General features: G+C 69.5%; 22 protein-coding genes and 1 tRNA gene. 13 read left to right on the forward strand and 10 right to left on the reverse strand.

From position 1 onward, the window contains the following. The first annotated feature begins 54 nt into the window (after positions 1 to 54). Entirely contained in the window at positions 55 to 1,197 is a 1,143-nt protein-coding gene (gene dnaJ / locus V5F74_RS19320; protein WP_029556483.1) for a molecular chaperone DnaJ, read from the forward strand. Positions 1,198 to 1,210: 13 nt separating this feature from the next. Here the strand turns inward: dnaJ and V5F74_RS19325 are convergent, their stop codons facing one another. Next, positions 1,211 to 2,188 (reverse strand): NAD-dependent epimerase/dehydratase family protein, encoded by a 978-nt coding sequence (locus V5F74_RS19325; RefSeq protein ID WP_394009714.1) that lies wholly within the window; start codon positions 2,186 to 2,188, stop codon positions 1,211 to 1,213. 80 nt (positions 2,189 to 2,268) lie between these two features. Between V5F74_RS19325 and V5F74_RS19330 the strand changes: the two genes are divergently transcribed. The 7 genes from V5F74_RS19330 to V5F74_RS19360 all read left to right on the forward strand — a co-directional run bounded on the left by V5F74_RS19330 (position 2,269) and on the right by V5F74_RS19360 (position 7,096). Next, entirely contained in the window at positions 2,269 to 2,913 is a 645-nt protein-coding gene (locus V5F74_RS19330) for a TetR/AcrR family transcriptional regulator (RefSeq protein WP_051678917.1), read from the forward strand. 65 nt (positions 2,914 to 2,978) lie between these two features. Continuing rightward, entirely contained in the window at positions 2,979 to 3,596 is a 618-nt protein-coding gene (locus V5F74_RS19335; protein ID WP_024281248.1) for a class I SAM-dependent methyltransferase, read from the forward strand. 49 nt (positions 3,597 to 3,645) lie between these two features. Then, positions 3,646 to 4,227 carry a histidine phosphatase family protein gene (locus tag V5F74_RS19340; protein ID WP_394009715.1) on the forward strand — a complete coding sequence of 194 codons (582 nt, stop codon included), beginning with the start codon at positions 3,646 to 3,648 and terminating at the stop codon, positions 4,225 to 4,227. Beyond that, the gene (gene pyrF / locus V5F74_RS19345; RefSeq protein WP_237354770.1) at positions 4,224 to 4,946 is read left to right on the forward strand and encodes an orotidine-5'-phosphate decarboxylase; all 723 of its coding nucleotides are present in this window, start codon (positions 4,224 to 4,226) and stop codon (positions 4,944 to 4,946) included. The genes V5F74_RS19340 and pyrF overlap by 4 nt, the downstream gene beginning before the upstream one ends. Positions 4,947 to 4,959: 13 nt before the next feature. After that, the gene (locus tag V5F74_RS19350) at positions 4,960 to 5,601 is read left to right on the forward strand and encodes a DUF1330 domain-containing protein (RefSeq protein ID WP_029556488.1); all 642 of its coding nucleotides are present in this window, start codon (positions 4,960 to 4,962) and stop codon (positions 5,599 to 5,601) included. A gap of 26 nt (positions 5,602 to 5,627) precedes the next feature. Then, positions 5,628 to 6,455 carry a 4-hydroxy-tetrahydrodipicolinate reductase gene (gene dapB, locus V5F74_RS19355; RefSeq protein ID WP_394009716.1) on the forward strand — a complete coding sequence of 276 codons (828 nt, stop codon included), beginning with the start codon at positions 5,628 to 5,630 and terminating at the stop codon, positions 6,453 to 6,455. Between the two features lie 17 nt (positions 6,456 to 6,472). After that, positions 6,473 to 7,096: a 2,3-bisphosphoglycerate-dependent phosphoglycerate mutase gene (locus V5F74_RS19360; RefSeq protein WP_394009717.1), complete on the forward strand. Its 624-nt coding sequence runs from the start codon at positions 6,473 to 6,475 to the stop codon at positions 7,094 to 7,096. 66 nt (positions 7,097 to 7,162) lie between these two features. Here the strand turns inward: V5F74_RS19360 and V5F74_RS19365 are convergent, their stop codons facing one another. Beyond that, positions 7,163 to 8,089: a polyprenyl synthetase family protein gene (locus tag V5F74_RS19365; protein WP_394009718.1), complete on the reverse strand. Its 927-nt coding sequence runs from the start codon at positions 8,087 to 8,089 to the stop codon at positions 7,163 to 7,165. A gap of 128 nt (positions 8,090 to 8,217) precedes the next feature. On the opposite strand from V5F74_RS19365, the gene V5F74_RS19370 reads away from it, so the two are divergent. The 3 genes from V5F74_RS19370 (at position 8,218) to V5F74_RS19380 (ending at position 10,133) form a co-directional block, all read left to right on the forward strand. Then, positions 8,218 to 8,889 (forward strand): biosynthetic peptidoglycan transglycosylase, encoded by a 672-nt coding sequence (locus V5F74_RS19370; protein WP_156026283.1) that lies wholly within the window; start codon positions 8,218 to 8,220, stop codon positions 8,887 to 8,889. A 110-nt stretch (positions 8,890 to 8,999) separates the two neighbouring features. After that, positions 9,000 to 9,611 carry a septation protein A gene (locus V5F74_RS19375; RefSeq protein ID WP_394009719.1) on the forward strand — a complete coding sequence of 204 codons (612 nt, stop codon included), beginning with the start codon at positions 9,000 to 9,002 and terminating at the stop codon, positions 9,609 to 9,611. Between the two features lie 75 nt (positions 9,612 to 9,686). Then, on the forward strand, positions 9,687 to 10,133 hold the full coding sequence (locus V5F74_RS19380) for an RrF2 family transcriptional regulator (RefSeq protein WP_024281239.1): 447 nt from the start codon (positions 9,687 to 9,689) through the stop codon (positions 10,131 to 10,133). Between the two features lie 72 nt (positions 10,134 to 10,205). Here the strand turns inward: V5F74_RS19380 and V5F74_RS19385 are convergent, their stop codons facing one another. The 5 genes from V5F74_RS19385 to V5F74_RS19405 all read right to left on the reverse strand — a co-directional run bounded on the left by V5F74_RS19385 (position 10,206) and on the right by V5F74_RS19405 (position 16,571). Beyond that, positions 10,206 to 11,372 carry an ABC transporter permease gene (locus V5F74_RS19385; RefSeq protein ID WP_024281238.1) on the reverse strand — a complete coding sequence of 389 codons (1,167 nt, stop codon included), beginning with the start codon at positions 11,370 to 11,372 and terminating at the stop codon, positions 10,206 to 10,208. Position 11,373: 1 nt separating this feature from the next. Continuing rightward, positions 11,374 to 14,103, reverse strand: coding sequence for a ribosome-associated ATPase/putative transporter RbbA (gene rbbA, locus V5F74_RS19390; RefSeq protein ID WP_394009720.1), 2,730 nt, complete (start codon positions 14,101 to 14,103; stop codon positions 11,374 to 11,376). Continuing rightward, complete coding sequence (locus V5F74_RS19395; RefSeq protein ID WP_394009721.1) at positions 14,100 to 15,137, reverse strand: HlyD family secretion protein; 1,038 nt, start codon at positions 15,135 to 15,137, stop codon at positions 14,100 to 14,102. Before V5F74_RS19395 ends, rbbA begins: the two co-directional genes overlap by 4 nt. A gap of 137 nt (positions 15,138 to 15,274) precedes the next feature. Further along, positions 15,275 to 16,081: a DUF72 domain-containing protein gene (locus tag V5F74_RS19400; RefSeq protein ID WP_394009722.1), complete on the reverse strand. Its 807-nt coding sequence runs from the start codon at positions 16,079 to 16,081 to the stop codon at positions 15,275 to 15,277. A 25-nt stretch (positions 16,082 to 16,106) separates the two neighbouring features. Then, positions 16,107 to 16,571 carry an Lrp/AsnC family transcriptional regulator gene (locus tag V5F74_RS19405; protein ID WP_024281234.1) on the reverse strand — a complete coding sequence of 155 codons (465 nt, stop codon included), beginning with the start codon at positions 16,569 to 16,571 and terminating at the stop codon, positions 16,107 to 16,109. Between the two features lie 168 nt (positions 16,572 to 16,739). On the opposite strand from V5F74_RS19405, the gene V5F74_RS19410 reads away from it, so the two are divergent. After that, on the forward strand, positions 16,740 to 19,178 hold the full coding sequence (locus tag V5F74_RS19410; RefSeq protein ID WP_394009723.1) for a 1-deoxy-D-xylulose-5-phosphate synthase N-terminal domain-containing protein: 2,439 nt from the start codon (positions 16,740 to 16,742) through the stop codon (positions 19,176 to 19,178). Positions 19,179 to 19,369: 191 nt separating this feature from the next. Next, a tRNA-Ser gene (locus V5F74_RS19415) sits at positions 19,370 to 19,459 on the forward strand. A 202-nt stretch (positions 19,460 to 19,661) separates the two neighbouring features. Here V5F74_RS19415 and V5F74_RS19420 read toward each other — a convergent pair. The 3 genes from V5F74_RS19420 to V5F74_RS19430 all read right to left on the reverse strand — a co-directional run bounded on the left by V5F74_RS19420 (position 19,662) and on the right by V5F74_RS19430 (position 22,429). Next, positions 19,662 to 20,516 carry a sugar phosphate isomerase/epimerase family protein gene (locus V5F74_RS19420; RefSeq protein ID WP_051678920.1) on the reverse strand — a complete coding sequence of 285 codons (855 nt, stop codon included), beginning with the start codon at positions 20,514 to 20,516 and terminating at the stop codon, positions 19,662 to 19,664. Positions 20,517 to 20,607: 91 nt separating this feature from the next. After that, positions 20,608 to 21,420: an IclR family transcriptional regulator gene (locus V5F74_RS19425; RefSeq protein WP_051678921.1), complete on the reverse strand. Its 813-nt coding sequence runs from the start codon at positions 21,418 to 21,420 to the stop codon at positions 20,608 to 20,610. 106 nt (positions 21,421 to 21,526) lie between these two features. Further along, positions 21,527 to 22,429: an NAD-dependent epimerase/dehydratase family protein gene (locus V5F74_RS19430; protein WP_394009724.1), complete on the reverse strand. Its 903-nt coding sequence runs from the start codon at positions 22,427 to 22,429 to the stop codon at positions 21,527 to 21,529. Positions 22,430 to 22,443: the final 14 nt, after the last annotated feature.

Genomic DNA, 22,443 nt, shown 5'->3' on the forward strand with positions numbered 1-22,443 from the left:
CGCTCAAGACAGAGCCGGCGTGGCAAGTGCCAGTGTGGCAGGTGAAGGCAGACGATGGCCAAGCGCGATTATTATGAAACCCTCGGCTGCGATCGCGGCGCCGACGAGACGGTGCTGAAGGCCTCCTACCGCAAGCTCGCCATGAAGTGGCACCCCGATCGCAATCAGGGCGATGCGGAAGCCGAGGTGATGTTCAAGGAGGTCAACGAGGCCTACGAGGTCTTGAAGGACCCCCAGAAGCGCGCCGCCTATGACCGCTTCGGCCATGCCGCGTTCGAGAATGGCGGCGGCGGACCCGGCTTCGGCAACGATTTCGCCTCCTCCTTCGCCGATATCTTCGATGATCTGTTCGGCGGCGCCATGGGCCGCGGGCGCGGCGGTGGCGGCGGCCAGCAGCGCGGGCGCGGCTCGGACCTGCGCTACAACATGGAGATCACCCTTGAGGAAGCGTTCGTCGGCAAGACGGCGCAGATCAAGATCCCCACCTCCGTCGCCTGCGAGGCCTGCAACGGCACCGGCGCCAAGCCCGGCACCCAGCCGAAGGCCTGCCGCACCTGCGGCGGCGCCGGCAAGATCCGCCATGCCCAGGGCTTCTTCACCCTTGAGCGCACCTGCCCCACCTGCCAGGGTCGCGGCAGCGTCATCGAGGACCCGTGCGGCGCCTGCGCCGGCGCGGGGCGCGTGACGCGCGAGCGCACCCTCTCGGTGCAGATCCCGCCCGGTGTCGAGGACGGCACCCGCATCCGCCTCGGCGGCGAGGGCGAGGCCGGCGTGCGCGGCGGGCCGGCGGGCGACCTCTACATCTTCCTGTCCATCGAGCAGCACGCCTTCTTCCAGCGGGAGGGGGCGGACCTCTATTGCCGCGTGCCCATCTCCATGGTCACGGCGGCGTTGGGCGGCGCGGTGGAAGTGCCGACCATCGACGGTGACAAGACCAAGGTGAAAATTCCCGAGGGCACCCAGTCGCAGAAGCGCTTCCGCCTCTCCGGCAAGGGCATGCCCATCCTGCGCTCGCGCTCCGCCGGCGACATGTATGTGCAGGTGGTGGTCGAGACGCCGCAGAAGCTGACCAAGCGTCAGAGGGAATTGCTCGCGGAATTCGACAAGGAAAGCTCCGGCGAGACCCATCCCGAATCCGCCGGCTTCTTCGCCAAGGTGAAGGAATTCTTCCAGGGCGCGGCCGGCGAGGGGGCCTGATCCCCGCTGGCGGTCAGCCGGCGCGCGCCGCTTCCATGCATCGGGCGATGCCGTCGGCATAGGATGTCTTCGCGAGGGGGCCGATGGCCCTTTCAAGGGCGCTGCCGTCGAAGATCACCGGCTCTGTCATCAGATAGTGCATTTCTACCAGCTCGCGCATGACCGGATCGAATAGGCCGGCGAGGCGCAGCATGGTCTTGCCCGCGACCATGAGCTTCGGCGCGCTTCCCGCCAGAGCATAGGCCTGCCGCGCCACCTCCCGCACCGTGATGGTGCCCGCCCCCGCGAGATTGTAGCTGCGGCCGAAAACCTCCTCCCGGCCGAGCAGGGCCCGCACCACCGGCCCCACGTCCGGCACGAAGACGAACTCGTGCGGGGTGTCGATGGGCCCCACCACTTTGGCCCGGCGCCCCGCCGCGGCGGCGGCGAAAAGGTCCGCGAGGAAGCTGCGCTCCACGCCGGGGCCGTAGAAATCGGGCAGGCGCAGGATCAGCCCTCGCAGCGCACCGCGCGCGTCGGCCTCCATCAGGATGTCCTCCTGCTCCTTGCGCATCCGCCCCTTGAAGGTGTGCGGCATGCGCGGATGGCTCTCGTCCACGCGCGCCGCCTGCGGCCGGCCGAAGGGATAGGCGGTGCCGATGAGCAGCACCCGCCGCACCCCTTCCGCCTCGGCCGCCTCGATCACGGCCCGCATGAGGCGAGGGTGGAGGTGAAAGGCGTCATAGGGCACGCCAACCATGTGCACGAGCGTATCCATCCCGCGCACGGCGGCCCGCAGGCTGGCCATGTCCTCCGGGTTCCAGACGCGCGGGGTGGCGAGGGGGTACCCTTGGAAGGCGGCCGATAGGCCGGCGGCGGAGCGTCCGACCACGGCGAACGGCGTGCCGGCCGCGCTCAGGGCCTGGGCGATACTGCCGCCGATGGCGCCAGTCGCCCCGACGAGGGCGATTCGGGGCGCGTCCACGGCTTGCAGGGGAGCGGGGGTGGTCATTATGGTGGGGTCCTGAACAATGTTCACTAAACATCGTTCATAAACTGAACATTGTTCATGTCAAGCGGCAGGGAGCCGTCGTGTCCGAAGTGAAGTCCTCGCCTCCGCCCGCCGGCGGCTCGACGCGCGCCCGTCGGAAGGAAGATGCCCGCGCCCGCATCCTCGCCGAGGCGCGCCGGATCGTTCTCGACCAGGGGTTCGAAGCGCTCACCATGCGCCGGATCGCCGAGGCCGCCGGCTATTCGGCGGCAGCGCTCTATCTCCATTTCGAGAATCGCGAGGCCATCGCCCGCGAGCTCGGCGAGGCCGGCATGCGCGCCCTGCTCGACGCCCTGGCCGAAGCCGGCAAGACGGTGGACCCGCTCCAGCGGCTCAAGGCCCTGGGGCTCGCCTATGCGGCGTTCGGGCGCGCCGAGCCCGAGACCTACCGGCTGATCTTCATGGAGCCGGGCTTCGCGGCCACCGCTCTGGGCGGAAAGGATGCGGCCGGGGCGGCGGCATTCGCGCTAATCGGCGGCGTGTTCCAGGATCTCGCGACCGCCGGGCGGCTGCGGGACGGGCTCGACATCGAGAGCCTCGCGCTGACCTTCTGGATCGTCCTGCACGGCATGGTCAGCCTGAAGCTCACCTGCTCCGCCTTTCTCGTCGCTTCCGAGGAGGATCTCCTCGCGACAGCCCTCGACAACCTGCTTCACGGGGCCCTGCGCCCGAACCGCGAACCTTGACCCGGCCCCCTTTCCCGTCTAAGCGCCTGATATCCGACCCGCTCGGGCGCCCCGAGGTGCAGTTGATGCTCCAGTCCCACGACCACCGCAGGCCGCTCCAGAAGCCCCTGCTCCAGAAGCCGAACCTCAAGGACGAGGTGCGTTTCCTGCAGTCGTGGTTCCAGAATCCGCTCAAGACCGGCGCGGTCGCGCCCTCGAGCCCGGCGCTCGCCAAGATGATGGCGAGCTACCTCGATCCCAAGATGGATGGCCCGGTCATCGAGCTTGGACCGGGCACCGGCCCGGTCACCAAGGCGCTGATCCAGCGGGGTTTCGCCCCCGAGCGCCTGTTCCTGATCGAGTACAATCCCGAATTCTGCGCCCTGCTGCGCCTGCGCTATCCCGGCGTCACCGTCATCAACGGCGATGCCTACCAGCTCGGCAAGACGCTGAAGGATCGCCTGCCCGGCAAGGCGGTGGGCACCATTTCGTCGCTGCCGCTGTTCACCATGCCGGAGAGCGAGCGCCACCGGATGGTCAACGAGGCGTTCGACCTCTCCCATTCCGGTATGCCTTTCGTGCAGTTCACCTATGCGGTGGTCTCGCCCGTCCCGCTGCTGCCGGGCGCCATCGAGGGCGAGCGTTCGCCGCGGGTGTGGCGCAACATTCCCCCGGCCCGCGTCTGGGCCTATCGCCGGCCCTGATCCTCTTCCCGGCCGGTCCGGCGCCGGTCTTACGCCGCCGGTGCCGCCCGTGACGGATTTCCTCTATCTGACCCATCCTCAGGTCCAGGTGGACCCGGCCGTCCCCGTGCCGCGCTGGGGCTTGTCCGCCGTCGGGCGGGCGCGCACGCTGGCGTTTGCCGCGCGCTTCGATCTCTCCGGCATCAGTCATGTCATCTCCTCCACCGAGGAGAAGGCGAAGGAGACGGCGGCGCTCATCGCCACGCCCCTCCGGTTGCCGGTGGTCATCCGCGACAGGATGGAGGAGAACGACCGCTCCGCCACCGGCTACCTGCCCGAAGCCGAATTCCAAGAGATGGCCGACGCCTTCTTCGCCCGCCCCACCGAGAGCGTGCGCGGCTGGGAGCGGGCGGTGGAGGCGCAGGCGCGCATCGTCGCGGCGGTGGAGGCGGCGCTCGCGGCCTATGGAGGGGCGGGACAGCGCCTCCTCTTCGTCGGCCATGGCGGCGTCGGCACCTTGCTTCTGTGCCACCTGGCGGGCTACCCCATCTCCCGCGTCCACGACCAGCCACCGGTCGGGGGCGGCTGCTGGTTCCGCGCGGGTCCCGCGCGGCGGCCGGACCGCTGGCGCGCAATGGAGGAGATGGCATGACGCAGGTTGTTCAGGGCACCCCGATCCGCGCGGATGTCCGCGACAAGCTCATCGTCGCCCTCGACTATCCCTCCGTCGCCGCCGCCGAGGCTGCCGTCGCGCAGCTCGGCGACGTGGTGAGCTTCTACAAGATCGGGCTGGAGCTGGCGGTCTCGGGGGGCATTGACCTCGCCGCGGACCTCATCGCCGCCGGCAAGAAGGTGTTCCTCGACCTCAAGCTGCACGACATCGGCAACACGGTGGAGCGGGCCACCGCCGCCGCCGCCGAGCGAGGCTTCGACATTCTCACCGTCCACGCTTACCCCATGACCATGGCCGCCGCCGCGCGCGGCGCCGCGGGGAGCAAGCTGGAGGTGCTGGGCGTCACCGTGCTCACCTCCTATGACGATGCCGACCTCGCCGCCACCGGCGTCGTTGGCGGCGTGACCGAGACCGTGCGCCTGCGCGCCGGGCAGGCGCGGGATGCCGGCATCGCCGGCGTCATCTGCGCCCCCACCGACGCCGCCATGGTGCGCGCCATCCTCGGCCCCGACCGCCGGGTGGTCACGCCGGGCGTGCGGCCGAAGGGGGCGGCGGTGGGCGACCAGAAGCGTATCGCCACGCCGGCCGAGGCGCTGGCGGCGGGTGCCGACCGTATCGTGGTGGGCCGTCCGGTGACGGCGGCCGAGGACCCGGTCGCGGCGGCGCAGGCGATCCTTGCCGAACTTCAGGGTGCGTGACGGGGGCGGAGCGATGGCAAAGGGCTACTGGTTCCTCAATCTCGATGTGGTCAATCCGGTGGACTACATCACCTACCGGGAGGCGACCTTCGCCTACGCCCGGTCGCACGGCTTCCGCTACGTGATCCGCGGCGGCGATTTCGAGCAGCTCGAAGGCATCAAGCGCCATCGCAACGTGCTGGTGGAGCTGCCCTCGTACGAGGATGCTGTCACCCTCTACGACGCGCCCGACTACCGGCCTGTGCGCGATCTGCGCGGGGCCACCGCCATCGCGGACCTCGCCGCGGTGGAGGGCTTCGACGGCCCGCAGCTCTCGCCGGAGCCGCCGGAGGGCACGGCCGACAACCCGCGCGGCTACTGGATGGTCAAGGTGGATGTGACCGATCCCGATCGGTACAAGGACTATGCCGCTGCCGCTGCCGAGGCCTTCACCGAATACGGTGCGTGGTTCCTGGTACGCGGGGGGCGCAATCATCTTCTGGAAGGCCATGGCCGTTCACGGTATGTCGTCACCGCGTTCAAGGACGTGGCGACGGCGCGCGCGTGCTATTTCTCTCCCGCCTACCAGAAGGCGCGAGCGATCCGGCAGGAGGCGTCGGTGGCCGACTTCCTCATCATCTCCGGCTATACCGGGCGCGAGCTGCCACCCGCCTGAGCGCGGCCCATTTTAAGGACACACCCGTGACCGATCTGCGCATCGTCATTGCCGGGGCCGGCGGCCGCATGGGCCGCACCCTCATCCGCGCCATCGCCGAGACCGAGGGGCTGAAGCTCGTGGGCGCGCTCGAATATGCCGGCTCCCCCCATCTCGGTGAGGATGCGGGCCTGATGGCGGGCGCGGCACCGAACGGCGTCACCGTGGAAAGCGACGTCGCGCCTTCGCTGAACGGCGCCGACGTGGTGATCGACTTCTCCACCCCCGCCGCCACGGTGCGCCTCGCCGGCCGCCTCGCCGAGGCCGGGATCGCCCACGTCATCGGCACCACCGGCCTCTCCAACGAGGACAATGCCGCCATCGCCGATGCGGCGCTGCGCACGGTCATCGTCAAGTCCGGCAACATGAGCCTCGGGGTGAACCTGCTCGCCGCTTTGACCCGCCGGGTGGCGGCGACGCTGGGCGACGACTTCGACATCGAGATCGTGGAGATGCATCACAACCGGAAGGTGGATGCCCCTTCGGGAACCGCGCTGCTGCTGGGCGAGGCGGCGGCGGCGGGCCGCAACCGCAGGCTCGACGACTGCTCCGAGCGCGGCCGCGACGGCATCACCGGCCCGCGGGTGAAGGGCAATATCGGCTTCGCCAGCCTGCGCGGCGGCTCCGTGGTGGGCGAGCACATGGTGATCTTCGCCGGCGCCGCCGAGCGCATCGAACTGGTTCACAAGGCCGAGGACCGCACGCTCTTCGCCAATGGCGCGCTTGCCGCCGCCCGTTGGACGAAATGCGGAGAGACCAAGCGGGAGCCGGGGCTCTATTCCATGGCCGACGTGCTCGGCCTCGCCGATTTCTGAGTGTCTGGAGACTTTTCATGTCGGATCGCATCCTCGTCCTCGTCCGTCACGGGCAGAGCGAGTGGAACCTGAAGAACCTTTTCACCGGCTGGCGTGACCCCGACCTCACCGAGCAGGGCGTCGCGGAGGCAAAGCGCGCGGGCGCGCTCCTGAAGGCCGAAGGCCTGAAGTTCGACGTCGCCTTCACCTCGCTCCTCTCCCGCGCCCAGCGCACCCTGTCGCTGGTGCTCGGCGAGATGGGTCAGGCGGGCGTGGAGACGCTGGCCAGCCAGGCGCTGAACGAGCGGGACTACGGCGACCTCTCCGGCCTCAACAAGGATGACGCCCGCGCCAAGTGGGGCGAGGAGCAGGTGCATGTGTGGCGCCGCTCCTATGACATCCCCCCGCCCGGGGGCGAGAGCCTGCGCGATACGGTGGCCCGCACGCTGCCCTATTACAACCAGGAGATCCTGCCGCGCGTGCTGCGGGGCGAAACCACGATCGTGACCGCCCACGGCAATTCGCTGCGCGCCCTCATCATGGTGCTGGAGAAGCTGTCTCCCGAAGGCATCATGAAGCGCGAGGTGCTCACCGGCGTGCCGATGGTCTACCGGATGCGCGCCGATTCCACCGTCGAGGACAGGCGCGACCTCGCGGTCTGAGGACGGCCCTCTGAGAACGCCTGTGGGAGCGGCCGGTTCGCCGGCCGCTCCCATCCGAAAATGTACTCAGCTGCGCCGCGCGGCCACGAACCGGGCGGCCTCGGCGAGGATCTCGCTGCGCGCGCCGAACGGGGCGAGGGCGTCCGCCGCTTCCGCCACCAGACGGTCCAGCAGCCGGCGCGCCTCGGGCAGGCCGAGGCGGGAGACCAGCGTCGCCTTTCCGGCGGCGGCATCCTTGCCCACCTTCTTGCCCACCTCTTCCGCTGTGCCTTCCACGTCGAGGATGTCATCGGCGATCTGGAACGCCGCGCCCAGCGCCCGCCCATAGGCAAGGAGCGCCGCGCGCTGGCCCGCATCCGCGCCGCCGAGGATCGCCCCCGTCTCGGCCGAGACGGCGAGCAGCGCACCGGTCTTCATGGCCTGCAGGTCGCGGATGGCGTCCTCGCCGTGGGCGAGGGGTGTGCCGCCGGTAAACCGCCCTTCGGCGGCGAGGTCCAGCATCTGCCCGCCCACCATGCCGCCGATGCCCGCCGCCCGCGCCAGCGCCCGCACCAGCGCGATGCGCACGGCGGGATCGGGATGGGCGTCCTCGCCCGCCAGCAGGTCGAACGCGAGCGTCAGCAGCCCGTCGCCGGCGAGGATGGCGGTGGCCTCGTCATAGGCCTTGTGGACGGTGGGCCGGCCCCGGCGCAGGTCGTCGTCGTCCATGGCCGGCAAATCGTCATGGACGAGGGAATAGCAGTGCACGCACTCGATGGCGGTAGCCGCGGTCACGGCAGCCTCCGCCGTGACGCCGAACAGGGCCGCCCCCTCGATCACCAGGAAGGGCCTCAGCCTTTTGCCGCCGCCCAGCGCGCCGTGGCGCATGGCGCCCATCAGGCGCTCCGGCCGCAGCCGTTCGCCGGGCAGCGCTGCCGCGCCGAGCGCGGCGGCGAGCCGGGTTTCGGTGATGGCGGCGGCGGCGTCGAGACGATCCTTGAGGGAAGAGGTCACCGGGTGGCCTAGCGTGGCTGAGAAGGGCAAGGTGGGAACGCCCGGGCGGGGCGCACCGTTGACGGGGGCCACCGGGTGCCCCAACCAGGGGGCAAGGTCAAGCCGCATGGCGGCGGGGAGGGCTGGGGATGATCCGTCTGGTGCTTCGGGTGGTGCTCGTCCTCGCCGCCATCCCGCTGCTGCTCTCCGTCCTCTACAACGTCGTCAATCCGGTCTCGACGCTGATGATCGGCCGCTGGATCACCGGTGAGCGGGTGGAGCGCGTGTGGACGCCCATCGAGAAGATGTCGCCAGCGCTGGTGCGCACCGTCATCGCCTCGGAGGATGCGAGCTTCTGCCAGAATATCGGCATCGACATCGGCGAGCTGCGCGAGGCGCTTGAGAAGGCCGACGATCTGGAGGAGACCCGCGGCGCCTCCACCATCCCCATGCAGATCGCCAAGAACCTGTTCCTCTGGCCGGGGCGGGCCCTCATCCGCAAGGCCATCGAGATGCCGCTCGCCATCTGGCTCGATCTGGTGGTGAGCAAAAGGCGGCTGATCGAGATCTACCTCAACATCGCCGAGTGGGGGCCAAACGGGGAGTTCGGCGTGCAGGCCGGGGCGGAACGCGCCTTCGGCATCCCGGCGGCGCAGGTGGACGCCCGGCAGGCGGCGCTGCTGGCGGTGATGCTGCCCAATCCGCACCGGCGCGATGCCGGCAACCCCACCGCCGGCGTCCAGCGCCTCGCGTCCCGGCTGCAGGCGCGGGTGCCGAAGGAGGGGCCGGAGCTGGTCGCGTGCCTCGGTCCGCTGCGCTGAACCCGCGCGCGGCTTGATTGTTGGCCCGACACGCGCCACATGGGTGACGTCGCGCCGTTCCGGCTGAACCGCCGGGATTGGCGGTATTTTTCTCCTGCCGGCCCGCCTGAATGACCCAATCACAAGCTCCAGTGCCCGCGCCCGCCTCCTCGCCCGCCCCCCGCAAGATGAGTCCGTGGCTCAAGATCGGCCTGGAGATCGGCCCGCTGGTGCTGTTCTTCATCGCCAACGGGCGCGGCGGCATCTATGTGGCGACCGGCGTCTTCATGGTGGCGACGCTGCTGGCGCTCGGCGCCATGTGGGTGCTGGCGCGCCGCATCGCGGTGATGCCGCTGGTGTCGGCGCTGGTGGTCATGGTGTTCGGCGGCCTGACGCTGTGGCTTCAGGACGACCATTTCATCAAGCTGAAGCCGACCATGGTGAACGCCCTGTTCGGCGTGCTGCTGCTGGGCGGGCTCTACTTCAAGAAGCCGCTCCTGCCTTACGTCTTCGACGGGATGGTGAAGCTCACCGAGGAAGGCTGGCGCAAGCTGACCATCCGTTGGGGCATCTTCTTCCTGGTCATGGCGGTGCTGAACGAGATCGTGTGGCGGTCGGTGTCCACCGACACCTGGGTCGCCTTCAAGACCTTCGGCTATCTGCCGCTGACCTTCGCCTTCGCCATCGCCCAGGCGCCGCTGATGAGCCGATACGAGCTGAAGGACGGCTCCAGCGGCAAGTGACGCCGCCCCGAATTTCACGTGGCCGCCGTTGACGGCGACGCGCGATGTCCCCATAAGCCCGAAAGAGGGCGCTCCATGCTGACGAAAAAGGGAAAATACGGTCTCAAGGCGGCGGTGCACCTGGCGCGTCTGCCGCCCGGCGGCTCCACGCAGGTGGCTGATATCGCCGAGGCCAACAATATCCCGAAGAAATTCCTCGACGTGATCCTCGGCGAGCTGCGCAACGCCGGCTTCCTCTCGTCCAAGAAGGGCAAGCTCGGCGGCTACCGGCTCGCTAAGGCGCCGGACGACATCATCGTCGGCGAGATGATCCGCGCCCTCGACGGGCCGCTGGCGCCCTTCCCCTGCGCCAGCCGCAACGCCTACGAGCCGTGCGAGGATTGCGACATCGCCACCTGCGAGGTGCGCCTGCTCATGGTGCGGGTGCGCGACGCCATCGGCACGGTGCTCGACACCTACACCCTCGCCCAGATGCGCGACCTCTCTCAGGAGCAGCTCGCCTCTTTCGTGGACTACATCTGAAGCCCGCGCGGCGCTTGAGCGAAGGCAACGCCCAGAGCCCGCGCGGCGCCTGAGCGAAGGCAACCCCCTTCCTCACTGCTGCGCGGCGAGGAAGGTGCGAAAGCGGGCCAGCGCCACGGCGAAAAACAGGGCGCCGATGCCGAAGGTGGCGGCGAAGCGCGGCCACACCGTTTCCAGCCCCGCGCCCCGGTAGAGGATGGCCTGCGCGAAGGCCACGAACTGGGTGGAGGGCGAGGCCTGCATCGCCACCTGCAACCATTCGGGCATGCTCTCCAGCGGCGTGAACCCGCCCGACAGCATGTTCATGGGCAGCACCACGAGGAAGAACAGCAGTCCGAACTGCGGCATGGACCCGGCCAGCGTGCCGAGGAAGATGCCCAGCGACGCGGTGAAGAAGAGATAGAGCGCGGCACCGGCGAGAAACAGCGGGATCGAGCCCGCGATGGACACGCCCAGCACCCATTTCAGCACCGCGATGAGGCTGACGAGGGTGGCGACGAGGATCACCGCCCCGTTCGCCACCACCTTCGCCAGCATGATCTCGGACGGGCGCACCGGCAGCACCAGAAGGTGCTCCAGCGTGCCGTGCTCGCGCTCGCGGATCAGCGCCGCGCCCGCGAGCAGCACCGAGAGCATGGTGATGTTGGTGATGAGGCCCATGGTGCCGGTGAACCAGGAGGATTCCAGCCCCTGGTTGAAGGCGGCGCGGATCTGGAGATTGACCGGGCTCGCCACCCCTTCCGAATGACGCAGGACGAAGCGGTTCACCTCGGTCTGGAAGATGGCGGAGATGTCGTTGGCGCCGAGGCCGGCCTGCATCAGCGCCGTGGCGTCGATGAGCAGTTGCACCTCGGGGCTGCGGCCGGCCAGCACGTCCGCCTGGAAGTTGGGCGGGAAATTCAGCACGAAGGTGTAGCGCGCCGCATCCATCATCGGGTCCACGTCCTGCGGGGCGATGGGCACCGGGCGCTGGAAGGAGGGCGGCAGCAGCGCGTCGAGGATGGCATTGGAGAGGGCGGAATTGTCCTCGTCCACCACCGCCACGGCGGCGCGGTTGAGGTCGTGCTTCATGCCGTTCGCCTGCAGCACGATGGCGACGGTGAAGGCATAGACCACCAGCACCAGCAGCGCCCGGTCGCGCCACAGGCCGAGCAGCTCCTTGCCCACCAGCCAGTGGACGTTGGCCAGCGGCAGGCGGCGGGGGGCGGGGGCTTTCGCGGAGGGGGCGGGCGCGGCCATGTCAGGTCTCCTGCTTGCGCAGGATGAGGAAGGCGATGGCCAGCAGCGCCGGCCAGAAGGCGGCGGTGGCCATGATGAAGGGCAGAAGCTCGGCGAAGCTCAGGCCCTTGGTGAAGGCGCCGACGCTCACCCGCATGAAATAGGTGGTGGGGAAGAAGGTGCCGAGCACCCATCCTCCGCCCTCCAGCGAGGCCACCGGCTGGAGCATGCCGGAGAACTGGGTGGCGGGCATCATGGTGCCGATGGCGGTGCCGAACAGCGCCGCCACCTGGGTGTTTGTGAGGGTGGAGGAGACGAGCCCGATGGCGGTCGTCGCCAGCACATAGGCAAACGCCCCCAGCGCCAGACCGAGGAACGAGCCCTTCAGCGGCACCCCGAACAGGAACAGCGCCATCAGCACCATGACGACGAAGTTGAACAGCGCCACCCCCACATAGGGCGCCTGCTTGCCTAGCAGGAATTCCAGCTTCGTCACCGGCGTGACGTAGAGGTTGGTGATGGAGCCCAGCTCCTTCTCCGTCACCACGCCCAGCGCGGTGAGGATGGCCGGGATGAAGATGAGCATCAGCGCGATGTTGGCCGGCACCATGGCATCGAGGCTGCGGAAGGACTGGTTGTAGCGATAGCGCATCTCCAACCCGGCGAAGGCGGAGAAGCTGCGCCCCGCCATCTGCGCCGCGTCGGCGAGGAACATGGTGTGCACCGCCTCCACATAGCCCTTGATGGTCTCGGCCCGGAACGGCATGGCGCCGTCGATGGTGACGAGCACTTCCGTCTGCCGGCCTGATCGCAGATCGGCGCCGAAGTTCGGCGGCAGCTCGATGGCGAAGGCGATGGCGTTGGATTTCAGCCGCTGGTCGAGGTCGTCCGGCGATGCGAGCGGCGGCTGGATGCGGAAATAGGTGGAGTGGGCGAAGCCGTCGATATAGGCGCGGCTTTCCGGCGTCTGGTCGCGGTCGAGCACGGCGAAGCGCAGCTTGTCCACGTCCAGGGTGATGCCGTAGCCGAAGATGATCATCAGGAAGGCGGTGCCGAGCAGCGCGAAGGCGAGGCGCACCGGATCGCGCTTCAGCTCCAGCGTCTCGCGCCAGGCATAGGCGGCGAGGCGTCGGGGCGAGAAGGCGGCCGGCTTTCCCGCCGGCCGTGGCTGGGGCGGCGGCAGGCGGGCCTCGGTGCCGGCGGCGCGGCCGCCCATCTCCATATAGGCGACGAACGCCTCTTCCAGGCTCGCCGCGTGCTGCGCGTCCTTCAGCGCCTGCGGCGTGCCGGTGGCGATGACGCGGCCGGCGTGCATGAAGGAGATGCGGTCGCAGCGCTCCGCCTCGCCCATGAAGTGGGTGGAGACGAAGATGGTCACGCCCTCATCCCGCGAGAGCCGCTGGAGGTGATCCCAGAAGCCGTCCCGGGCCACCGGGTCCACGCCGGAGGTGGGCTCGTCGAGGATCAGCACCTCCGGCTCGTGCAGCACCGCCACGGCCAGCGACAGGCGCTGGCGCACGCCGAGCGGGAGGCCGTCGGAGAGGTCGTCGAGATGGTCGGTGAGGTCGAAGGTGGCGACGAGATCGGCGATGCGTTTTTTCGCTGCGTCCTCCGGCAGGGCGAACAGGCGGGCGTGCAGCTCCAGGTTCTGCCGCACGGTGAGTTCGCCGTAGAGCGAGAAGGCCTGCGACATGTAGCCGACGCGCCGGCGCGTCTCGATGTCCTTCGGGTCCACCGGCACGCCGAACAGCAGCGCCTCGCCGGAGCTTGCCGGCAGCAGGCCGGTGAGCATCTTCATGGTGGTGGACTTGCCGCAGCCGTTGGAGCCGAGGAAGCCGAAGATCTCGCCGCGGCGGATGGTGAAGCTCACATCGTCCACCGCCACGAAATCGCCGAAGCGGCGGGTGAGGCCGCGGGATTCGATGGCCACCGGCGCGTCGGCCGGAATGGCCGCGACCGGGAGCGCGGCGTCGCCGTCGCCGCGCTGGCCGTCCGGCAGCAAAGCGATGAAGGCGCGCTCCAGCGTCGGCTGGCCGGTGCGGGCCAGGTGCTCGGCCGGGCTACCGTCGGCGAGGATGCGGCCGTTGTCCATCAGCACCACGCGGCCGAAGCGGGCGGCCTCCTCCATGTCGGCGGTGGCGACGAGGAGGGTGAGGTGCGGGCGGTCGGCGCGGATGGTGTCCACGAAGTCCCAGAACTGCCGGCGGGAGAGGGGATCGACGCCGGTGGTGGGCTCGTCCAGCAGCAAAAGGTCGGGGTCGTGCACCAGCGCGCAGCACAGGCCGAGCTTCTGCTTCATGCCGCCGGAGAGCTTGCGCATCAGCCGGTCGGCGAACGGGTCGAGGCCGGTGGCGGCGAGCAGCGGGGCGACGCGGGCGCCCTTGGCCGCCGCATCCTCGCCGAACAGGCGGGCGAAGAAGGCGATGTTCTCGGCCACCGAGAGGTTGGGATAGAGGTTGCGCCCCAGCCCCTGCGGCATGAAGGCGATGCGCGGCTGGGCTTCCTCCCGCGCCTTGCGCGCTGCGAAGTCCGCGCCGAGCACCTCCACCCGGCCGGTCTGGATGCGCTTCGCCCCGGCGATGAGGCCGAGGAGGGTGGACTTGCCCACCCCGTCCGGCCCGACGAGGGCGACGGCGGAGCCTTCGGCGATGGTGAGGTCCACCCCGTCCACCGCGCGCGTCTTCCCGTAGGCGTGGTGGATGCCGGCGAGCCGGACGGCGTCCGGGAGTGCCGCCGGAGCGGCCTCGCTCACGGTTTGGCTCCCGCGTCCTTGGTCCCCGCGTCCTTGGGCGCATCGGCGGCGTCGCGCACGAGGTCCGAGTCGAGCCAGGCGGGCCATTGGGCGGCGGGATCGAGCCGGACGTAGCCGACGCCGGTGACGCCGGTCTTCACATGATCCAGATACTTCTCCACCAGTGGCCGGGCGACGCGGAGCTTCACGCGGAACATCATGCGGTCGCGCTCGCGCTGGGTTTCCACCTGCTTGGGGGTGAACTGGGCGCGGGCCGAGACGAAGGAGACGGCGGCCGGCACCGCGCGGTCCGGCAGCGGCTCCAGCATCAGCCGCGCGGGGGTGCCGAGGCCGATGCGCCCGGCGTCGGCGGCGGGCAGGAAGATGGTCATGTAGACATCGGAAAGATCGATGAAGGTCAGCACCTTGCCGCCGGCGCCCAGCACCTCGCCCGGCTCGGCGAGGCGGTAGATGACCCGGCCGGACTTGGGGGCGATGAGCGTGCCGTCGGCCACGAGGCGCTTCAGGCGGTCAACCTCCGCTTCGGCGGCGCGGATGGCGCTCTCGCTCGCCGCGAGGCTCGACTGGGCGGCGGCGAGCGCCGCGGCGGCGGTGAGCTTGGTGGTGCGATACTGGTCCACCTTCTGCTCGGTGGCGAAGCCCTTGGCGACGAGGGTTTCCTGCCGCTCCAGCTCCTTGGTGGCGAGGTCCAGCTCGCCCTTCCTCTGCTCCACCACATGCATGGCCGTGTCGCGGGACTGGCGCGCCTGCGATGCCTGCGCGTCCGCCGTGCGCAGGGCCGCCTCGAGGTCCGAGACGTCGATGTGCGCGATGACCTGCCCCTGCTTGATGAAGTCGCCTTCCTCGGCGAGCACGTCGAGCAGCCGGCCGGGGGCCTTGGTGGCCACGTCCACCTCGGTGGCCTCGATGCGGCCGTTGCCCTCGGCGAAGCCGGGGGGCAGGGCGCGGCTGCGGTGCGCGAGATACCACGCTCCGGCGCCGCCTGCGGCCGCGAGGGCGACGATGACGGCGAGGATGGCAAGGGAGCGCTTCATAGGGACACCTTCAGGGGGCTGGCACGCCCCCGCGATGCCGGTGGAGGATGGCACTCCCGCGGGGCGTCGGGAACCGTCTCTGCATCATCTCTTTACCGCAGTGCACACATCCGGCGTTGATTGAGGTCAACGGCTGTTCACTCGCCGTCCACCTGCCGCTGCAAGGCGATGGCGCCGGCCGGGTTGCGCACTTTCGCACCGCCGATGAGGTAGAGGAAGACATCGCGCCTGGCCGCCGTCTTTCCCTTCGCCTTCGCGGGCGCCCCCGCCTGCGGCAGGCCCTCGGGCACGGTGCCGGCCTCCCACGCCTTCGCGGCCTTCGCCCAGCGCGCGAGGTCGGCGGCGCCATAGCCGGTCTCGACCGCCTCGGCGGTCTGCTGGAGCCGGGCATAGGTGAAATCCGCCGTCAGGTCGGCGATGGCCGGATAGGTCTCGTGGTCGGCGAAGACGATGGCGACGCCGTGCTTCCGTGCCAGCTCCACGAACTCGGGCACGGCGAAGGAGGGGTGCCGCACCTCCAGCGCATGGCGCAGGGTGACGCCTTCATGGGCCTTCGGCAGCAGGGCCATGAAGGCGGCCATGTCGTCCGGGTCGAACGCTTTCGTCGCCGCGAACTGCCAGTTGATGGGGCCGAGCCGGTCGCCCATCTCCACGATGCCGCTGGTGATGAATTTGCCGACGCTCTCCTCCGCCTCCGCCAGCACGCGGCGCTGGGTGACGTAGCGCGTCGCCTTGAGCGCGAACACGAAGCCGTCCGGCACCTGCCGCGCCCAGTCGGCGCAGGATTTGGCGGAGGGGGTGCGGTAGAAGGTGCCGTTGATCTCGATGGTCTTCAGCACGGATGCGGCGTGCCGCAGCTCCTTCGCGTGGGGCAGGCCTTCCGGATAGAAGACGCCGCGCCACGGCTCGAACGTCCAGCCGCCGATGCCGACGCGTATGGCCATCTGATCCTCCTTGCGCGTCCGGCCGTCACGGCAGCGGCAGGACGTGGGAATATTTCACCTGTTCCAGCGCGAAGGAGCTTTCGATGGAGGCGATGCCGTCGAGCCGCGTGAGCTTCTCCTTCAGGAAGCGCTCATAGGCGTCGAGATCGGCCGCCACCACCCGTAAAAGGTAATCGCGCGGGCCGGTCATCAGATAGCATTCCAGCACCTCCGGCCAGCCCCGAATGGCGGCGGAGAACGCATCCAGCGCCTCCTCCTGCTGGCGCTCCAGCTTGATGGAGACGAACACGCTCACCGGCAGGCCGGCCTTGCGCTGGTCCAGCACCGCCGCATAGCGCGAGATGAGCCCTGCCTCCTCCAGCGCCTTCACCCGCCGCAGGCACGGCGAGGGGGAAAGCCCCACCTCCCCGGACAATTCCGCGATGCTCTTGCGGCCATCCGCCTGCAGGACGGCGAGGATCTTCCGGTCGATGGCGTCGAGGCGCATGATCCTGCTCCGTTGGCTGCGTCTCGCGGCAATTTATGGCTCAAGTCGCGCCAAGGTAAGGCCGATTCGACCGGAAACGCCGCTCCGCCCACGCTACAATCGGGTTGCGGCGGGTGCTCCGGCCCGCCCGCTGAAGAAGAAATCGCCGAAGAAACACGCCGAGGAAACGCCATGGCCTCCCCCCGTTCCGCCGCTCCCGCACTCCGCACCCCGCCCGCGCCGCCCTCGACCGCCGATCTCGCGGTGCTCGGCGAACTGGAGAAGAAGGTGCTGTGGCTGGCGAGCTGGATGATCCACAACGCCAACCATCTCAGGCCCGGCACGGACGGCCTGAAGGTGGGCGGCCATCAGGCCTCCTCGGCGTCCCTCGCCGCCATCATGTGCGCGCTCTATTTCCATGTGCTGCGCCCTGAGGACCGGGTAGCGGTGAAGCCCCATGCGAGCCCCATCTTCCACGCCATCCAGTATCTGCTCGGCCGACAGGACCGCGCACGGCTGGAGAATTTCCGCGGCTTCAAGGGCGCGCAGTCCTACCCCTCGCGCACCAAGGATGCCGACGACGTGGACTTCTCCACCGGCTCGGTGGGCCTTGGCGTGGCGCAGACCCTGTTCGCCAGCCTCGCGCAGGATTACGTCCACGCCCACGGCCTCGCCGGCGACCGGCCCAAGGGGCGGATGATCGCCCTCGTGGGCGATGCGGAGCTGGACGAAGGCAACGTCTTCGAGGCCCTGCTGGAGGGCTGGAAGCACGAGGTGCGCAACACCTGGTGGATCATCGACTACAACCGCCAGAGCCTCGACGGCGTGGTGCGCGAGGGCCTCTACGAGCGCTTCACCGGCATCTTCGAGGCCATGGGCTGGCAGGTGGTCGTGCTGAAGTATGGCACGCTCCAGCAGGCCGCCTTCGCCGAGCCGGGCGGGGAGGCGCTGAAGCGCTGGATCGATACCTGCCCCAACGCCGAATACTCCGCGCTGACCTTTCAGGGCGGCGCCGCCTGGCGAAAGCGCCTGATGGACGACCTCGGCGACCAGGGCGAGGTTTCCGCCCTCATCGCCCGGCGCTCGGACGCCGAGCTGTCCGCGCTGATGACCAATCTCGGCGGCCACGACATCGCGTCCCTCATCGCCGCCTTCGACGCCATCGACCACGACCGGCCGGTGGCCTTCCTCTGCTACACGGTGAAGGGCTTCGGCCTGCCGCTCGCCGGCCACAAGGACAACCACGCCGGCCTCATGACCCCCACCCAGATGGAGGCGCTGCGCGCGTCCATGAACGTGGGCGCCGGCCGCGAATGGGAGCCGTTCGAGGGGCTGAAGCGCCCTGAAGGCGAGCTGCGCGCCTTCCTCGATCGCGTGCCCTTCGCGCAGGGCGGCCCGCGCCGCTATTCCGACCCGGCGCTCACGGTGCCGGCGCTCGCCCCGCCGCCCAATCCCAGCATTTCCACCCAGGCCGGCTTCGGCCTCATCCTCCAGGACCTCGCGAAAGGCGACAGCCCGCTCGCGGATCGCATCGTCACCACCTCGCCGGATGTGACCGTCTCCACCAATCTCGGGCCGTGGGTGAACCGGCGCGGCCTGTTCGCCCACGAGGCGCTGGCCGACGTGTTCCGCCGCGAGCGCATCCCCTCCACCTTCGCCTGGGAATTCTCGCCCACGGGCCAGCACATGGAACTTGGCATCGCCGAGATGAACCTGTTCCTGACCCTCTCCGCCTTCGGCCTCTCCCACTCCCTGTTCGGCGCCCGCCTCGTGCCGGTGGGCACGCTCTACGACCCCTTCATCTGCCGCGGGCTCGATGCGCTGAACTACGCCTGCTACCAGGATGCCCGCTTCATCCTCGTCGCGACCCCCTCCGGCATCACGCTGGCGCCCGAGGGCGGGGCGCACCAGTCCATCGCCACCCCGCTCATCGGCATGGCGCAGGACGGCCTCGCCGCCTTCGAGCCGGCCTTCGTGGACGAGCTGGCGGTGCTGATGGAATTCGCCTTCGATTATGTGCAGCGGGACGGCGAGGGCGCCGCCGACGAGCGCAACTGGCTGCGCGACGAGACCGGCGGCTCGGTCTATTTCCGCCTCTCCACCCGCCCGCTGGAGCAGCCGAAGCGCGTCTTCACCGACGCGCAGAAGCGCGCCATCGTGGACGGCGCCTATTGGCTGCGCGAGCCCGGCCCCAATTGCGACGTGGTGATCGCCGTGCAGGGGGCGGTGACGCCCGAGGCCATCGATGCCGTGGCGCTCATCGCCGAGGACCGGCGCGACGTGGGCCTCCTCGCCGTCACCTCCGCCGACCGGCTGAACGCCGGCTGGACGGCGGCCGCCCGCGCCCGCGAGCGCGGTTTTGCCGGGGCGCAGAGCCATGTGGAGCGGTTGCTGTCGGCCTTGCCGCGCCATTGCGGGCTCGTCACCGTCATCGACGGCCATCCCGCGACTTTGGGCTGGCTCGGCGCCGTGGCGGGACATCGCGTGCGGGCACTGGGGGTGGAGCATTTCGGCCAGACCGGGACGCTCGCCGACCTCTATGCCCATTACGGCCTCGACACCGCCGCCATCATCGCCGCCGCCCAGGGCATTTCCTCCGGCCGGCCACTGCGGCACCTGAAGGCGGTGTGAGCGGTGCGCTTCGCCCCATGGTGGCGCTGGACTCTGGGGGGCCCCGCTCCGGCCGCGCAGATCGGTTCATGTTCCCGCGACGGACCTGCGCGCGACCGCTTGTCCTTCGCCCCAACGTCCGCTAGAAGCGCACGACCACGCCACCGGCGTCATGGATTTCCCTAGCGGAACTCCTCCGGCGCCGGCTCTGCGGAGAGGTGGCAGAGTGGTCGAATGCACCGCACTCGAAATGCGGCATACGGGCAACCGTATCGGGGGTTCGAATCCCTCCCTCTCCGCCAGTCGCTTGTTTCACGGCGCCCCTGAAAGCGTCGGAATGTAACATCTGCAAGGCTTTTCGCCGGCCTTGGTATTCCTTCGCGTCTCGCTCCATACCCCTCATCGCCGTTTTGGTTCGGGATGGGCGTTGGGGCCCAATCCGTTGGGTCCGGCCCGCCCCAAGGGAGACCCCATGGCTCCTTGGGTATCAGTAGGTGAGCGCGGTCAGGCTCCGGCATCAGGACCATAGGGCGGGCCGAAGCCCATGGCGGCGAGCCGCGCGGCGCCCTCGGCAATATCGTCGTCGGGCCTGCGGGAAATGATCTCCAGCATGGTGGCGCGGTCATAGCCGATCTCTGCCAGCACCGGCGGCACGGCGGCGAAATCCACGTCGCCCATGCCGATGGGATCGTGTCGGTAGAGCGTGCGCGTGGTGTCCGACAGGTGGACGAGATCGAGCCGCTGCTGCATCAGCCGGAGGCCCGCGCAGGGGTCTTCGCCGATGAAATGGGCGTTGGCCACGTCATAGATGACGCCGATGCCGGGATGGCCATAGGCCGCGAGCGCGTCGAGGATGTCGGTGGCGGAGGGTAGGAAGGCGAAGGGCATGTTCTCGACCGAGATCTTCACGCCGCAGTGGTCCGCGAGCGGGAGAAGGCGATCGAGCGCGGCGAAGAGGTGGCCGAGGAGGATCTCCCGGTCGAGCGGAAACAGCGGGTTGGCCTTGCCGGGGCCGAGGACCAGGAACCGCGCGCCGATCTCGCTGGCGATGCGGATATGGCTTTCCAGCGTGCGCAGCGAATAGGCCCGCATCTCCTCCACCGCCGCGGCGATGTTGAGATCAATGTTCGGACCGTTGACCGATACGGCCGCGAGCTCCGTCTCCTCCAGCGCGCGCCGCACCGCCGCCGGGCCGGCATCACCCGGTGCGCCTTCCCACAAATGGCCGGGATAGATCATCAGCTCGATGCCGCAATAGCCCGCCTCCGCCGCGCTGCGGACACAGGCGGCCGCCGGCCGGCTGAAGGTGTAGGAATAGGTGTTGATGCCGAAGCTCGCGGTCGGCGGCGTGCGGTTCATAGGCGCTTCCTTGCGGTTCGAGTTGCGGGCGTGCGGCAGCGTCCGGCGGCGAAGCCGGGGATGGCCCATCTTGCCGCGGGACGTTGGGGTGTCAGAGCGTCCCGGACCGGTGGCCGAGCTCCCGGGAGATGAGCGCGCAGGTGTCCTTCACCTGCGCGGCGAGCTCGTGCAGCCGCGGCAGGCTGAGGCGCCAGACCGGACCCGACACGCCGGCCGCCGCCACCACCTCGCCGCGGAAGTCGCGGATGGGGACGGCGAGGCAGCGGACCTCGTCGTGAAACTCGGTGTCGTCATAGGCGATGCCCGCGGCGCGCACGCTGGTGATCTCCGCCCTCAGCCGTTCGGCATCGGTGATGGTGCGCGCGGTGAAGGCCGCGAAGGGAGCGCTCTCCAGGTAGCGCGCCAATTGCCCGTCGCCCATGGCGGCAAGAAGCACTTTGCCGACTGCCGTCGCATGGGCGGGGCGCACGGATCCATTGCGTTCGGTCATCTGGAAGGCGCCGTCTCCCGCGACCTTTGCGGCAATGATGATGTCATGACCGCTGCGCAGCGCGAGATGGCTGAACTCGCGGGTCCGGGTCGCGAGGTCCTCCAGGAAGGGCATCGCGGCGGAGACCAGCTCCACCTCGCTCGAGGCGCTGGCGGCGAGCTGGTAGATGGTGCGGCCGAGGTGATAGCGCTTGGTCTCGCGATCCTGCCGCACCATGCCCTCGGCGACCAGCGTCCGCACCAGATGGAAGGTGGTGCTGCTGTGCAGGCCCACGGCCCGGGACAGATCGGCAAGGCTGATGCCGTAGTTGCGCGAGACCTCGGTCAGGATCGCGACGGCACGCTCGATGGACTGAACGCCACCGCGTTCGCCGGTGGTCTCGCCCTTGTCCTCCTTGCTGACGGCTGGCGGCATGGGCTCGGTCCTTTCCTCGCCAAAGGTTGATTTGTGCCTTCCATACACCTGTTGCGCGCATTGCCGGAAGGGGACCGGCAATGCGGCAAGTGGCGCCACGTCACCATCAGGCTGCGGCCGGTATGGCGATGGCGCGCGCGTCGAATTCCGCGTCGAAGCCGAGGCGCTCGCGCACCGGGTCTAGGTCGTAGATCGGCGCGAAGGGGTTGCGGGCGTAGACCTCCGGCCGCCGGACCTCCGGCGTGCGGCCGAGGAGGCGGGCAAGGCGCTCCAGCGTCGGTTCGGGGGAGAGGGTGACGTTGGCGCACAGCAGGAAGCGCTCGAACGTGACGTTCTTCATCTCCAGCGCCAGCCGGAAGGCGCGCGCCGCGTCGCGCGGGTCCACATGGTGCCAGCATGGCCCGCCGCCGGCGGACGACGGCCCGCCCGCCGGGGTTCCGCGATAGGTGTCGGGCGCGGCCGCGCGGGCGCGGATCTCGCCATACATCTCGGGATAGGCGACGAAGACCGGGCGCAGCACCACGATTTCCATGCCACGGGTGGCGAAGCTGCGCCCCGCTTCCTCGCCCATGAGCTTGCTCAGCGCATAGGGATCGGTGGGATTGAGCGGGTGGGCGAGGTCCACGGGCAGATAGGACGGGGGCACCATCTTGCCCTCGCGTACGGTGTAGCCGAGCACGGAATCCGACGAGCAGATCACCACCCGGCGCACCCCGGCCGCCTCCGCCGCCTCCAGCAGCAGATAGAGGCCAACCACGTTGACCTGCATGATCTTCTCGCCGCCGCCCGACCAGATGTTGGGGATGGCGGCGATCTGCAGGATGGCATCCTTGCCCTTCACCGCGCGGGCGACGGCGGCGGCATCGGTCAGGTTGCCGGTCTCCCAGGAAATCGGCGCATCGCCGGCCTTGAGGTCGAAGCCGGTGACGCGGGCGCGGCCCTGCATCTCCTTCACCACCGCCCGGCCGAGCAGCCCGTTGGCGCCGGTGATGAGCACGTTCTCGAACATGGCGTGTCCTTCCG

The organism is Xanthobacter aminoxidans, assembly GCF_043193615.1.
GTDB lineage: Bacteria > Pseudomonadota > Alphaproteobacteria > Rhizobiales > Xanthobacteraceae > Xanthobacter > Xanthobacter aminoxidans.